General features: G+C 38.9%; 21 protein-coding genes. All 21 read left to right on the top strand.

Annotation, left to right across the window (positions count from 1 at the left end):
- Positions 1 to 317, top strand: a 317-nt coding sequence (locus CYO90_RS05885) for an AAA family ATPase (protein WP_141090543.1), incomplete at its 5' end; no start/stop codon positions are given.
- Positions 310 to 936 carry an RloB domain-containing protein gene (locus tag CYO90_RS05880; RefSeq protein ID WP_103578826.1) on the top strand — a complete coding sequence of 209 codons (627 nt, stop codon included), beginning with the start codon at positions 310 to 312 and terminating at the stop codon, positions 934 to 936. The genes CYO90_RS05885 and CYO90_RS05880, both read left to right, overlap by 8 nt.
- A gap of 68 nt (positions 937 to 1,004) precedes the next feature.
- Entirely contained in the window at positions 1,005 to 2,696 is a 1,692-nt protein-coding gene (locus CYO90_RS05875) for a portal protein (protein ID WP_103578825.1), read from the top strand.
- A gap of 112 nt (positions 2,697 to 2,808) precedes the next feature.
- On the top strand, positions 2,809 to 3,345 hold the full coding sequence (locus CYO90_RS05870) for a hypothetical protein (RefSeq protein ID WP_103578824.1): 537 nt from the start codon (positions 2,809 to 2,811) through the stop codon (positions 3,343 to 3,345).
- The gene (locus CYO90_RS05865) at positions 3,345 to 3,860 is read left to right on the top strand and encodes a hypothetical protein (RefSeq protein WP_103578823.1); all 516 of its coding nucleotides are present in this window, start codon (positions 3,345 to 3,347) and stop codon (positions 3,858 to 3,860) included. Before CYO90_RS05870 ends, CYO90_RS05865 begins: the two co-directional genes overlap by 1 nt.
- Positions 3,861 to 3,873: 13 nt before the next feature.
- The gene (locus CYO90_RS05860; protein ID WP_103578822.1) at positions 3,874 to 4,797 is read left to right on the top strand and encodes an SU10 major capsid protein; all 924 of its coding nucleotides are present in this window, start codon (positions 3,874 to 3,876) and stop codon (positions 4,795 to 4,797) included.
- Between the two features lies 1 nt (position 4,798).
- The gene (locus CYO90_RS05855; protein WP_103578821.1) at positions 4,799 to 5,482 is read left to right on the top strand and encodes a hypothetical protein; all 684 of its coding nucleotides are present in this window, start codon (positions 4,799 to 4,801) and stop codon (positions 5,480 to 5,482) included.
- A 3-nt stretch (positions 5,483 to 5,485) separates the two neighbouring features.
- On the top strand, positions 5,486 to 6,427 hold the full coding sequence (locus CYO90_RS05850) for a gp53-like domain-containing protein (RefSeq protein WP_103578820.1): 942 nt from the start codon (positions 5,486 to 5,488) through the stop codon (positions 6,425 to 6,427).
- Positions 6,428 to 6,437: 10 nt separating this feature from the next.
- Positions 6,438 to 6,782: a hypothetical protein gene (locus CYO90_RS05845; RefSeq protein ID WP_103578819.1), complete on the top strand. Its 345-nt coding sequence runs from the start codon at positions 6,438 to 6,440 to the stop codon at positions 6,780 to 6,782.
- A gap of 11 nt (positions 6,783 to 6,793) precedes the next feature.
- On the top strand, positions 6,794 to 6,931 hold the full coding sequence (locus tag CYO90_RS10225) for a hypothetical protein (protein WP_181000223.1): 138 nt from the start codon (positions 6,794 to 6,796) through the stop codon (positions 6,929 to 6,931).
- Complete coding sequence (locus CYO90_RS05840) at positions 6,931 to 7,557, top strand: DUF7338 family protein (RefSeq protein WP_103578818.1); 627 nt, start codon at positions 6,931 to 6,933, stop codon at positions 7,555 to 7,557. The genes CYO90_RS10225 and CYO90_RS05840 overlap by 1 nt, the downstream gene beginning before the upstream one ends.
- Positions 7,558 to 7,644: 87 nt before the next feature.
- Entirely contained in the window at positions 7,645 to 8,133 is a 489-nt protein-coding gene (locus tag CYO90_RS05835; RefSeq protein WP_103578817.1) for a DUF2829 domain-containing protein, read from the top strand.
- Positions 8,134 to 8,180: 47 nt separating this feature from the next.
- Positions 8,181 to 8,507, top strand: a complete 327-nt coding sequence (locus tag CYO90_RS05830; protein ID WP_258030670.1) for a hypothetical protein — start codon at positions 8,181 to 8,183, stop codon at positions 8,505 to 8,507.
- Positions 8,491 to 8,778: a hypothetical protein gene (locus CYO90_RS05825; RefSeq protein ID WP_103578815.1), complete on the top strand. Its 288-nt coding sequence runs from the start codon at positions 8,491 to 8,493 to the stop codon at positions 8,776 to 8,778. The genes CYO90_RS05830 and CYO90_RS05825 overlap by 17 nt, the downstream gene beginning before the upstream one ends.
- The gene (locus CYO90_RS05820) at positions 8,771 to 8,995 is read left to right on the top strand and encodes a hypothetical protein (protein ID WP_103578814.1); all 225 of its coding nucleotides are present in this window, start codon (positions 8,771 to 8,773) and stop codon (positions 8,993 to 8,995) included. Before CYO90_RS05825 ends, CYO90_RS05820 begins: the two co-directional genes overlap by 8 nt.
- A gap of 17 nt (positions 8,996 to 9,012) precedes the next feature.
- On the top strand, positions 9,013 to 9,330 hold the full coding sequence (locus tag CYO90_RS05815; protein ID WP_141090542.1) for a hypothetical protein: 318 nt from the start codon (positions 9,013 to 9,015) through the stop codon (positions 9,328 to 9,330).
- Positions 9,317 to 9,538 (top strand): anaerobic ribonucleoside-triphosphate reductase, encoded by a 222-nt coding sequence (gene nrdD / locus CYO90_RS05810; RefSeq protein WP_103578812.1) that lies wholly within the window; start codon positions 9,317 to 9,319, stop codon positions 9,536 to 9,538. Before CYO90_RS05815 ends, nrdD begins: the two co-directional genes overlap by 14 nt.
- Positions 9,525 to 10,079 (top strand): putative peptidoglycan-binding domain-containing protein, encoded by a 555-nt coding sequence (locus CYO90_RS05805; RefSeq protein ID WP_103578811.1) that lies wholly within the window; start codon positions 9,525 to 9,527, stop codon positions 10,077 to 10,079. Before nrdD ends, CYO90_RS05805 begins: the two co-directional genes overlap by 14 nt.
- Positions 10,076 to 10,366: a hypothetical protein gene (locus tag CYO90_RS05800; RefSeq protein ID WP_103578810.1), complete on the top strand. Its 291-nt coding sequence runs from the start codon at positions 10,076 to 10,078 to the stop codon at positions 10,364 to 10,366. Before CYO90_RS05805 ends, CYO90_RS05800 begins: the two co-directional genes overlap by 4 nt.
- Positions 10,363 to 10,965 carry a hypothetical protein gene (locus CYO90_RS05795; protein ID WP_103578809.1) on the top strand — a complete coding sequence of 201 codons (603 nt, stop codon included), beginning with the start codon at positions 10,363 to 10,365 and terminating at the stop codon, positions 10,963 to 10,965. Before CYO90_RS05800 ends, CYO90_RS05795 begins: the two co-directional genes overlap by 4 nt.
- Positions 10,966 to 11,017: 52 nt before the next feature.
- Entirely contained in the window at positions 11,018 to 12,256 is a 1,239-nt protein-coding gene (locus CYO90_RS05790) for a nuclear hormone receptor family protein (protein ID WP_103578808.1), read from the top strand.
- Positions 12,257 to 12,296 lie beyond the last annotated feature (40 nt).

Genomic DNA, 12,296 nt, shown 5'->3' with positions numbered 1-12,296 from the left:
CTATATTGCCATCTTTATTATCTGAAGAAAAAAACGATATGGTATTTGTTATAGATGAGCTTGATAGCTCTATAAGTACAAAAGCCTTAATGAGAATTTTAAATGGAGTTATTAACTCGCCAGAAAATAAAAAAGCACAGTTTATTTTAAGCTCACACAATCCAATGATATTTGATACATCATTTCTTAATCCATCTCAGATATATATAGTATCAAAAGAAAACTGCGATACAAAGGTAAAGTGTCTAGATCAATTCGAGTCTAGAAGTGATAAAAGGAAAGCTTACTTAAACTATCTTAGAGGCGATTATGAGTAGGCGTAAAACAAAACCTTGTAGTAATTTAAGCACCAGTATTAAAATTATAGTTTTAGCAGAAGGACAAACAGAAAAGAATTATCTGAAAGAGTTGAAAAATAAATTATTAGATAGTAGTTTTAGACTAGAGATAGAGGATATGCATAATGGAAACTATACATCTTTTTTAAGTAAGCTGACCGAACTTAGAGGAACAGAGACACCAATACTGATAGTTGTTGATTTAGATAGAGCTGCAGATGATAAAGTAGAATTAAGTTATCTAGAAGAGTTAATAGATAAGCTTGTAAAGACAAATAAACAAAACAATATTTTTTTAACATATCGAAAGTTTGAAACATTCTTGTCTGCTCATTTTGATCTATTTTGTAATAACCTTAAGGATAGGCTTGGATTCAGAAATAGTGACGAGATAAAATCTAGACCAGATATCCTTAATAAAATAGAACAACATGGCGGAGATTTTGAAAATACAAAAAAGCATTTTAACAATAATAATCTTTTTTATTATAAAAAAGATTTCTCGACTGCCTTGATTAATAAAAATAATATCAGGACAAAACAATCATCTCTCATAAATTTTATAGATTACTGCAATAAAATTAAACAATCTCGTTAAAACTTTTTGGTTTTATACGTTTTTTAGGAAAGCTATAGATTAGACTACACGTAAAAACGGAGTAGTCTATGAATGAGGACTTAAATTTAATCGAGCGAGCATTTAGCGATCTTGAACAACATAAAAATAGATTTTTAGAGTGTGAGCGGGCATTTCGTGCCGAGTATGATGGTGAAGATAACCGCACCTCAAAACGAAAAAACTCTGAGAGAAGCCGCTCGAAGCTATACATCCCCCTAATAAAAACCACCATTTTTATCATTCATGCGATTTTTAAAACAAGCTTTATGAGTGATCGCTGCCCAATAGAGATCACCCGCGTTGGGCGTAGAAGCGACAATGATCTAATCTTACAAAACGCACTTACTGCTGTGCTAAAAAATAGATGGAAGAAAAAAGAGCACCGAGTTGGCCTAGGCAAAGCTGTCATGAGCGCACTTTATCTACCTCTTGGCATAGTAAATTTATTCTATGACAAAGAGCAAGGCGATATCGCCACACGTTTTATACCAATCACCGATCTAGCATTTGACAAGCATGCAAGTGATATCAATGACATAGAATATGTCTGCTACAAATGGCGTCAATCAGTTCGCCAAGTCGAAGAAAAAATAAAAACTAAATTTTACAAAAGCAAAGATAAAGATCGCATCTTAGGCTCAAAATCAGAGTGGAGCCAGAGGGTGCAAATGAAAGATATCTATAAAAAGATATATGTAAATGGCCGTCAAATGTGGGAGTTAAAGAGCTTTGCTAATGATTTTTTAGTAAGAGAGGCTAGATTTTCCACATTGCCATTTCACTTTGGTTACTGCATAGATGCGATGCCTAGCATCGATGAAAGCTTGCGTGAGAGTGAAAATGCAGTATATGGCTCGTGTGTGCCAGAGGTGGTAAAAGAGATACAAAAAGAATACAACATCAAGCGTAATCAAAAGATAGATATCACCGAAAATCAAATAGATCCATCCTTTATCGTAGATAAGACAAAAGGAGCGGTGGCGCTAAGCGATGTGATGGCCAGAAAGAAGGTCATTAGAGTAGAAACTGATATGAACACTAGAGTAAGCGATGCGATAATGCCTTTTCCAGTGCCTCCAACATACCAACTAAGCGAAGAGATCGCTATGCTTAGTAAAGAGTATGAGATAGCAACTGGTGTAAATAGCGTAATGACTGGGCAAACTGGACCAAGTGATCGCCGTGCGATGGGTGCGTTACAAACTGTAAATGCTGCTAGCTCAATGAGGATAGAAAGTATGATGCAAACACTGCTTGAGACTATGCTATCAAGCTATGCACAGCACTTTGTGGAGCTACTTTATCGCTTTGTTAGCGATGATGAGTTTATAAAGATAACTGAAGATGAGAGTGTGATAGAAGCGATCGGCACTGTAGCAGATAGAAAAGCAAATCGTTTGGACTTTGATGTCTCAGTAAATTTTGGCACGACGATAGCAAATGAGGTGAAGATAGGTCAGTTAAATGGCTTGCTTGGCGTGCTTGCGCAAAATCAAATAAGCTCACCACAAATTACAGGCGGAATAATCAAAGAGGTGCTAACTTTAATCCTTGGTGAAAATGCACCAATAGAGCAGATCGATCAAGCAGTAGCGCAGATGATGGCTATGCAAGAGACCGCACAAGAACAAGCAGGACAAGCTGCTTTGCAAGAGCAAGCAGAACAAGAAGCACAGATGCAAGAAACGCCTAGTAAAGAGGATATGGAGATGGCGGCCTTGGCAAATGGTGGCGTATAGGCGTCGCGTCGTCTTGCATCGCTATGCGTTGTTGCAAATTTCGCGTAACCAAAGTTTGTATGTTTTTTAGGATGTGGATAAATAAAATAATCAAAAATTTAAAGGAGAGCAAATGGCATATAGGGACAAATACGAGGTTCTTGGTGTTATCGTCGCTTTGGCAACAAATGGGCTTAGCATCTATAAAAAAGGTGAAGATGAGGGGCAAATCAGTGGCGGAAGTATCGGCGATGTCGTGGTTAGATCTAAAAATGAGAGTGGCTTTGCCGCCGTAAGCATTATAGGTGAGCAAGAGTGGGAGAGTATGCCACAAAATGAGGCAGCAGAGGCTGAGATGAAAAAGAGCTCATCTAGCACACAAGATCTAGCGCCACAGCTAGCTAAAGCTACAAATGAGTGTGAGCGCTTGAGAGTTGAAATTTTAGATGTTAGAGGCGAATCGGAGCACTTTAAAGAGGAGTGTGCAAGCTTGCAAGAGCGCTTAAGCGTGGCAGCTGGTGAAAATTTAGCACTAACTCAAAAAATTTCACAACTTGAGAGTGAAAATAAAAAGTTAAAAGAGGCGTCAAAGAAGGCTGAGAAAAATAGAGCTGAGAGCGCATCTAAGCCAAATGAGCCAAAGGATTTAAATTTAGGAGGTAATGAGTAATGGATTTAAGTGAGATCTATGATCAAGATTTAGAGGGGCTGGCGGCTGCAGAAGAGACACAGACGCAAGAGGCGCAAGCTAGTCAAAAAGATAGTCAAAAGCCTCAAGAAGTTAGCGAGGCAAAAGCGCCAGCTGTGCCAAATGATGAGGATGTAAAGCTTAGCAAAGAGGAGTATTCTGATTTTAAACGAATGCAACAAGCTACGCAACTATCACAGATGCAGGCAGATTTTAGAAAGAGCTATCCAGACTTCGATATGCAAAAGATCACGGATAAGATCTTAGAGATCGATGAGAAAAATCCTGGTGCGGGCGATGTCTTGCTTAATCCAGTGGGCATTGAAAACGTCTATTTAAAATACTTTCATGGTAAGGCAGCGAGCCGCGACGATGATGAATTTGACATAGCAAGAGGAACTGGTGGAGGTGTGGGCACAAAAGAGCTCATTAGCAAGATAAACAAGGGTGAAGCTAGCGACAGCGAAAGACAAGCCTTGTATGCAAGATTATTTTAAGGAGTAAGTAAAGATGGCTATAAAAACTGGCTTAGTAACTACTGAAGAGGCTTTTGGTAGTAAGGGCGTAATGCTTGAAAATACGATAAAACAAATAGGATGGCAATCAACGCCTTTTTATAGTGCGATAAGCACGGCTGCACCAGCTGATAGAAGCACCAGCGTGGCAGTTGGTCACAAGTGGTTTTATGATGAGTTGCCTGATGGTGACATGGCTAATGCACACGCAGAGGGTGGAGTAAAAGCGACAGCTAAATATTTTGTTGGCAGTGCGCTAAGCAATCACTTTCAAATAGTGAAAAATACTTATGGTGTTTCCGGATCACAAGAGCCAGCTAAAGATGTGGCTGGCAGAGGCATCTTAGCTAATCAAGGCGAGATGGCATCGGTTGAACATAAAAAGTCTATAGAGAAAATTTTACTATCAAGTCAAGCTGCGGTGCAAAGGGTAAATAGTGGCTCTTCTCCAGCTGTTGGCAAGTGTGGCGGTCTAAAGAGCTTTTCTACTGCAAACAACACAATCAATGCAAGCAGTGCTGATCTAACTATGCAAATGATAAGAGACCTGCTAAAGATCGGCTGGAGCAAGGGCAGACCTTATCAATTTTTAATGGTAAATGATAAGCAAAATGATAGGTTGCTTGATATCTTAGACAAGATAAAGCAGGCTAACATCACGCAAAAATACCTTGAAGAGGATCTACTTGCCATTAGAACTAGCTACGGCGATGTAAAGGTTATGCTAAATCCATTCTTAGAGCAAAATGAGATCATCGCATTTAGGTCTGATGATATCTTTAAAGTGAATTGGCGTCCGATGACAACTAGAGAGCTTCCAACTAGCAACGATGCTATCGAAAAAGAGATCATTAGCGAATTTACTCTTCGCGTATGCACTCCAGTAGCCTTTGCATGGCTTAAAAATTTAAAGGTTTAAGATGAACTATGAGGCGTTTTTGCAGCGTTTAAAGGTAGCAACTAGGGGAGATATAAGATCCCCTAACTTTGAAGAACTAAAATCTTTGGTAGAAGAGACAGCAGCAGATATATCGCGTGCAGTAACGCCTCTTGAGATGATAGAGATAGATCATAGAAATTTTGATATTTTATATCACATAGACAAAAGACGTTTTGTGAGGAAATTTAACACGCCAAAAAGTGAAAGTGATAGGGTTGATTTTCTTGACGAAGCACTTATAAAGGCGCTTATTTACGGCGTAGCCAAGAAAAGAGCACACGCTGAGTTTTATGCAAAATACCATAAATTTTATCTGCAAAGCTTGAGCGAATATGAACTAAATAACTTTGATGAAAGGGCGTGTGATCTAACGCAGGCGCTTAGAGTAAAGGGCTGGCTAAAGCCATACGAGATAGATTATGCCCTTGATCCTTACTACTCATGGGATGAAAATTTTATAAAAAGACTTGATTACTACATGGCAAATATCGTCTATGGCGAAAATGATAGCTTAGAGCATCCAGAGAAATTTTTAAATAGTAGCGAGCTTGGATATAGGAAATTTATATATCTTTTTGTCGCCCATCAAAACGGCGAATATGCCGATAGAGAGGATTTAAGAGCGCTTGATAGGCTAATGAGCAAGAAAATTTTAGGAGAGTGAAAAATGGCTGATAAAGAATTTACTCAAATTTGTAAGGAAATTTTAGGGATAGGTAAAAGGCTTGAAAAGATAGAGCCTGATGAGCTAAGAGAGATAAAGGCTAGCATAGAAAGGGTAAATGAGGCTTTTAATGCTAATAAAGCCTTGTTTGATGAGAGTAAGAATGATTTTGATGGTAAATATAATAAGGTAGCTCAAATAGTAGTAACCTTTGATACTTTAAAGGCTCAAATAGAAGAGGTTTTAAAAAGTGGCGTGATAAATGATGATACAAAGGGGTTAATCTCTACATATTCATCTAAAAAAATAATGGATCTTTTAAATGAAGCAAAAGGGGTAATAGATAAAAAATTTAGCACTATACATAAAAATGGCATAACCCCTTGGAGCTCTACATTAGAGTATCCTGCTGGTGCCATTAGCGTTTTAAACGGTAAGCTCTATCAAGCAAAAAGCGAGAATACAAATAAAAATCCTAGTGAAAATAAGGAGATATGGAGTGCTTTTGCTAGCAAAGAGTGGAGCGAGCAGACTTTTTTAAATAAAGATGACAAGATCGACGCATACACCAAGCAAGAGGCTAATAATAAATTCGCTCTAAAAACCGACTTTGAAGTTAGTAAGCAAGAGAATGGATATACCAAACTACCAAATGGTCTAATCATTCAGTGGGGGAAAGTTGGTAAATACCCTCCAAATGCTACAAAGATAAAAGCGGCTTTAAACTTTCCTATTGCATTCCCAAACATGTGCTTAACTGTTGCATCACATATTAATGACACTGCCGTTGGCGATGATGCTCATGCTAGTGAGGCTAACCAAAATAGAAATTTATATGCAAAAACAAACTATATAACAAAAAGAGGTTTTACATACGCTCTATACACGCCTAATGAGAGTATTGACCTTGGCTGGGAGTTTCATTGGATAGCGATAGGTTACTAAAGGAGAATAAATGAAGTATGCAAACTACGATAAAGAGACAAACGAGATATTAGGCTACTACGACGATGAAATACATGAAAGCATACCAGAGCCAAATATAAAAATCAGTGATGAAGCTTGGCAAGAAGCTCTAGCCATAGGCGCAAACAGTATCAAAGATGGCAAGATGATATATGTTTCGCCAAAGATAGATGAAAAAGCTAAACAACTAGCACAGCTTGAAGCGGACATAACAGAGTGCAAGGATGATATAAGGCACGCTCTAATCATAGGCAACGCTTCAGTGCTTGAAAATCTAAGAAATGAGTATAAAAGCCTTTTAGCAGAGCGTGAGAAGCTACAAGAACAAGAATAAAAGGAGTAGATATGGCAAGAGTAAAAAGATGTAATGTTTGTGCTAGTAAGCTTGATAGAGAGGGTAACTGCACTTGGAGCGAGTGCCCAAAATGCCCTAAGTATAAAGCAAAAGAGCAAGAAAAACCAAAAGATAAAAAGGATGAGTAATGCTTAAATTTAAAGAGCTTTTGCAACTCTTTTGTATTGTAGTTATTGAGCTACCGCTCGAGATACTTGGCTACATAATCGCGCCGATTGCTCTACTCTTTTGCAATAAGCAAAGCGAACACTTGCCAAAGTGGGCTAAGTGGTTTGAAGACGCAAGCGACTACTACGACGGCGAGAACTCGGCGATAAACGGCGATAGCGGATGGCGTAAAGAACACTACCCAAACGGCAAGAATAGGACGTATTTCGTGCGTCTTTTATGGCTATATAGAAATCGCATCGGCTATTTTTCAAGCAGAATAAACGGCGTAAAAGTGAGCGAAATAGAGCCGTCAAGCATAAGAGTGCAAGGCAATCCAAAAGTAACAAGCAACGGCGGAGTGATAAGCGACTTTTGTAAAGTAACGTGCAAGCTAAAAGACGGACGCACTCGTTTTGGACTTTTCAAAACGATCCGCTACAAAGGCTTTTTAAGTGGCTTTTATTGCCGTATTTATGTAGGCTGGAAGCTTATGGACGTGGCAGAGATGAACGAACACAACAAAGATACATTTATGCAGCCAGACGACAAAGAGTATCTTAAGAGTGTGTGGTGCGTAAATCCATTTAAGAGAGTTAAACAGTGAAGCTATCCATAAAGAATTTGGTGGCCATAGTTACCGTCTATTGACGGCTGTATTTTTTTATAAATTTTATCAAACAAAGGAAACACAATGCAAAAGTACATAGGAATGAAAGAGATTAAAGCTATGCCAATGAGTCGTGGAGAATACAATAAGCTACGTGGCTGGGAAGTGCCTATGGATGAAAATCCAAATGATGAGGGCTATCTTATAGAGTATGCTGATAGTAAGAAAAATCATCCAAATTCTGACGGCTACATCTCGTGGTCGCCTAAAAATCTTTTTGAAGCCGCCTATCAAAACATCTCCGAAGGTTTTGATTTTGGCTCTGCAATACGTTTTTTAAAACAGGGTAAAAAGGTAGCTCGCAAAGGCTGGAATGGCAAAGGGATGTTTTTATTTTTAGTCAAAGGATCTAAATTTATCGCAAATCGTGAACCGCTTTTATCTATCTTTGGTGAGGGGGAGGAGATTGATTATTGTCCTCACATCGATATGAAGACGGCTGACGATAAGATCGTGCCGTGGCTTGCTAGCCAAACAGACGTTCTTGTTAATGACTGGGTGCTAGTAGAATGAATTTCTTAATTGCAAATAAACTTTGGCTAATCGTAATTGGTGGGTTAATGGGTGTAATGCTAGGACTTGGAGCTGAAATTTATAGTCTAAAAGGTGGTATTAAAGACGCTAAGGCTGAACTAAAAGAAGCACAAAACGAGCTGGTATTAAAAGAGGCAATTGGCACAGTTATTAAAGCAAATCTCGAGGCGTGTAACGCAAAGATCGAGTTGCAGAATTCTAAATTTAAAGAGCTTGAAATAAAAAAACCTGATGTAAAAAAGACACAAGAAAAAGCTAGGAGCAAATTTGATGGTATCAAGCCACTGGTTACGCAAAGCTGCGAAGAGAAGCTGGAGCGTTGCGAAAGGATATTTGATGAGCTGGCACGTTAAGATCACGCTTTTTCTTGTCGCTATATTTTCAGGCTGTGCGAGTAAAGAGCCGCAAATCATTAAGCAAACGGAATATCAAGAGGTATATATCACAGTATCTTGCATTGACAAAATGCCACAAAAACCAGAGCGAGACAGAAGCGATCCAGACAATCAAAAAAAGATAGCAGAGTATTTTAAAGCCTGCGAAGATCTTCTAAAGCAATGCGTGCATGCAAATGTACCGCAATCTAGTGCATCGGTAGCAAAATTGGGAGAAAAAAATGAGTGAGATTAAGCTACTACCAAAAGCAAAAAGCAAAATTAGGCGCTGTTTAGTGCTGTTACTTGGTGGTTTATTTATGGTTGTGTTTAGTATCGCCCTGTACCGCCTTTACGGCAATATTTTTTACAATGAAGAAATGAAGCTCACAGCGTTGGCCATCACTCAGGGTGTAGTAAATGTTCTATTGAGCCCGGCAAAGATAATTAGTATCTTTAGAGCATAGCCGTGGAATTGCACTATTTGTTTTATGTATTAATCATAGGTTGTGCAGGCTCTATCACCGCTTTTATAAAAAATGGTGGTGGAGGTATAAAAATTTTACTCAAACGAACGTGGGACGGCTGTTTTAGTGCATATGTAGTTTATGAGATAGCTTACTTTTTTGCCAAGGACGAACACGTGAGTTTTGCGATTTGTGGTGTGGGTGCTTGGATGGGAAGTGAGGCACTGATATTTGTTAGAGACTTTGTATCAAGCAAGGCTGGAAGGAGATACGATGGCTATGACAACTACGGCGGAAATTTTAAACACGAGGAGTTTGGCGATGACAAGCAGTGAGATATTACAAGGCATACAAGCACAGCGCACCAGATGCACCGTATGGAGTAGAGTTATGGGTTATCACCGCCCAGTAGAGGGTTTTAACATCGGTAAAAAAGGCGAGCATAAAGAGCGAGTATTTTTTGATGAAAATTTTAACACGTCAAAGCAATGTGTTAAAAACCTTAAAAAGATTAACACAAGGAGCGAATATGGCAGATTTTAACAACGCTTTTCAAATTTTAATGAGTTTAGAGTTTAGTCGCCCTGAAAAAGCTTTACACAAAAATCCTACCGAGCGTGAGTGGACATTTATGGGGATATATCAAAAATATCATTCAACCTGGAAAGGTTGGAATGAGATACTTGCTGCGTTAGCTTATGGTGGTGATATCGAAAAAATATCAAGGGTACTGTTTGATAACAAGGATCTTCGTGATGAAGTTTGGAAATTTTACAAGCAAATGTATTGGGATAGGATGAGACTAGGTGAAATTAATAGTCAGTTAAAGGCCAATGAAATGTTTATATTTGGCGTAAATGCCGACACAAAACCTGCCATAAGAGCCGCACAACGAATAGCTGGTGTAGTAGATGATGGCATAATGGGTGAGATAAGCTTGGCCGCTATAAATAAAGTAGATGAAGAGAAATTTGATAAAGAATTCGATCGTGCCGAGCTTGAATACTACAACAACCTAATCAAACAAAATCCAAAATTAAGGGTCTATGCCAATGGCTGGAGAAGAAGGGCGGAGGCAGTATGACTATTGAGGAGTTAAATGAAAAGGCAGTAAAGCAGCAAGCTCAATTAGATTATTTAAATGAAAAGGCAGTAAAGCAGCAAGCTTTGATAGATGAGCTAAAAAATAAGGTTTTATCTCGTGAAAGCACATTTAGAGATCTTTATAACGCTATAAATAGGCTCTCAAACAGGATAAGCGACATAGAAAATAATGGCATAAAAACAGCCGTTGGTGACTTGCAAGATGATATGGCATCACAAAGGCTAAAGATAAATAAACTAGATAGGATAAGAAAGGGGCTAGCATGAGCATGATCAATTATAAAGAAAATTTTGTAGAAAATTTTGAAGCGATCTTGGCAAGTAGCACTGGCGAGCGCTCGATATATCAAAAGGCTTTAGCGCATATAAAAACGGAGTTTGATAACTTTCAAATCACAGATGATGCGAGGGCTAAATTTATAACCTCGCTTATGGCTGAGATGACTATAGCTTTTACGACAAAAGCGATGGAGGCAGCTAGCGATGTGGCAACTAAGGCTTTGACACTAGAAAAAGAGCTTGAGGCTTTGGAGCTAAAAAATCAAGGGCTTAGAGATAGACTAGAGCTTGATAAGCAAAATTTACAGATGCAAATAGAGCTAACTAAAGCTCAAACGGAAAAAACAAAGGCTGAGGCTAAGCTAGCCCAGGAGCAACAAGCAGCCGTAAATGAGCAGGTAAAGGATAATAGAATAATTAAAGCTGGCATGATGACTGGGGATTTTATGCAAAATGTCTCTAATGGACAGCTTAGCGTGCCTTCGGATATGTTTGAGTTCTTTTTTAACATAGTCTATGAGATAGTTAAAAAGGGCGGAGTAGATATCAAAAAGGTAGCAAATTTTAACCTACCAAAAACAAAATGAGTGAAGCGACCCCAAAGGGGGCATTTCTAAGCGAGCAAAGCGAAGCGGGTAAATGAAGCAGTTTATAGCCTTTGATGATGATCTAAATATAACAAATAAAGAGCCAGATGATGCCTTTAGCTATCTAGCTGGCGGAGAACTTTATGCTAATACCTTTGCTGCCGGTGCTGGTTATATGATCGGTAGAACCTCCCAAATAAACTATACTTCTATATTTTTACCATTTTTTGTAGATGAGATCTCATCTATGTTGGAGCTTAATGAGGATTTTGTTGAGTTTGCGCTGATGCCTATGCAAATGATCTTTTATAAGTCAGCTGATGAAAAGAGGCGTGGCTATGAGAAATTTGATGAGATAAGTGAAGATACCCAAAAGATAGTAAAGCTAGCTAAAGATTTGCATGAAAGGAGTGGTGGCAAGATAGGTTTTACTATGGATGATGAGCCTATTAGCCAAAGAGTTAATAACGAAAATTTCTTAAAAGAGTTAGTGGAGCAAAGGCAAAAGAGCGCTTTTAAACAGCTCTTGCAAAATATAGCATATGCTAAATTTGGTGTCGTTGGTGCGATAGTGGCTGGCTGGGTCTATGATGGAAGAGTAAGTGGCGCTGTCGTGGTGGATGTTGTGGAGCGAGTGGTAAGTGCAAAGATAGCTGATGTGGCGGCTGGTCTTTTGGCAAATGCTATTGGCTTGCAGGCTGGATTTGCCACGCTTGGGCTTGGTATGGTGATAGGCTCTATTTTAGATGAGGCTTTTGAAGTGGCTAGCGGGCTTGATATAAGCTTTGGCTTTGGTGGAGATATAGCAGGCTTTAATGAGATAGGGCAAGGCATATATGAAGCTCCTTTGTCGTTTTGGGAGGGTGTGAAGTCTATGTTTGGAGGAGTGCCAACAAAGGATTTAGCATATGATAAAGAGAGCTATGAGAGAACTGGTCAGATAGCTGGCGTAAAAACTAAATTTGGAATGTATATAGGTCAAGTTGGCGATAATCTAGTAAGTGGTAAAGGCATGGGGCTAAATAAAAAAGAGAGAGATAGCGCTTTAGGCATGGCAAAAAGCATGGCAAGAGATCTTGATAAAGCCTCAAAGATGAGCCGTAGTGAAAAGAGCAGACAAAGACAGGCTGAGAAACATGGTAGCTCTAGCCGTGATGGCTCTTCAAAGATGAGTAGAAGCGAAAAGAGCAGGCAAAGACAGGCTGAAAAACATGGCAATACTGGCAGAAATAGCTCACATGATAGAAATGGTGCTGGAAGAAATAGCGCAAGCGGTGGCGCTATGGCATAGTAAAAATATACGTTTTTTAGGAAATAAGCTAGTAATAATA

It is taken from the genome of Campylobacter concisus (assembly GCF_002913745.1).
Classification (GTDB): domain Bacteria; phylum Campylobacterota; class Campylobacteria; order Campylobacterales; family Campylobacteraceae; genus Campylobacter_A; species Campylobacter_A concisus_R.
The sequence above is the reverse complement of the archived record's forward strand: the minus strand, read 5'-3'. Positions and strand labels throughout refer to the sequence as shown.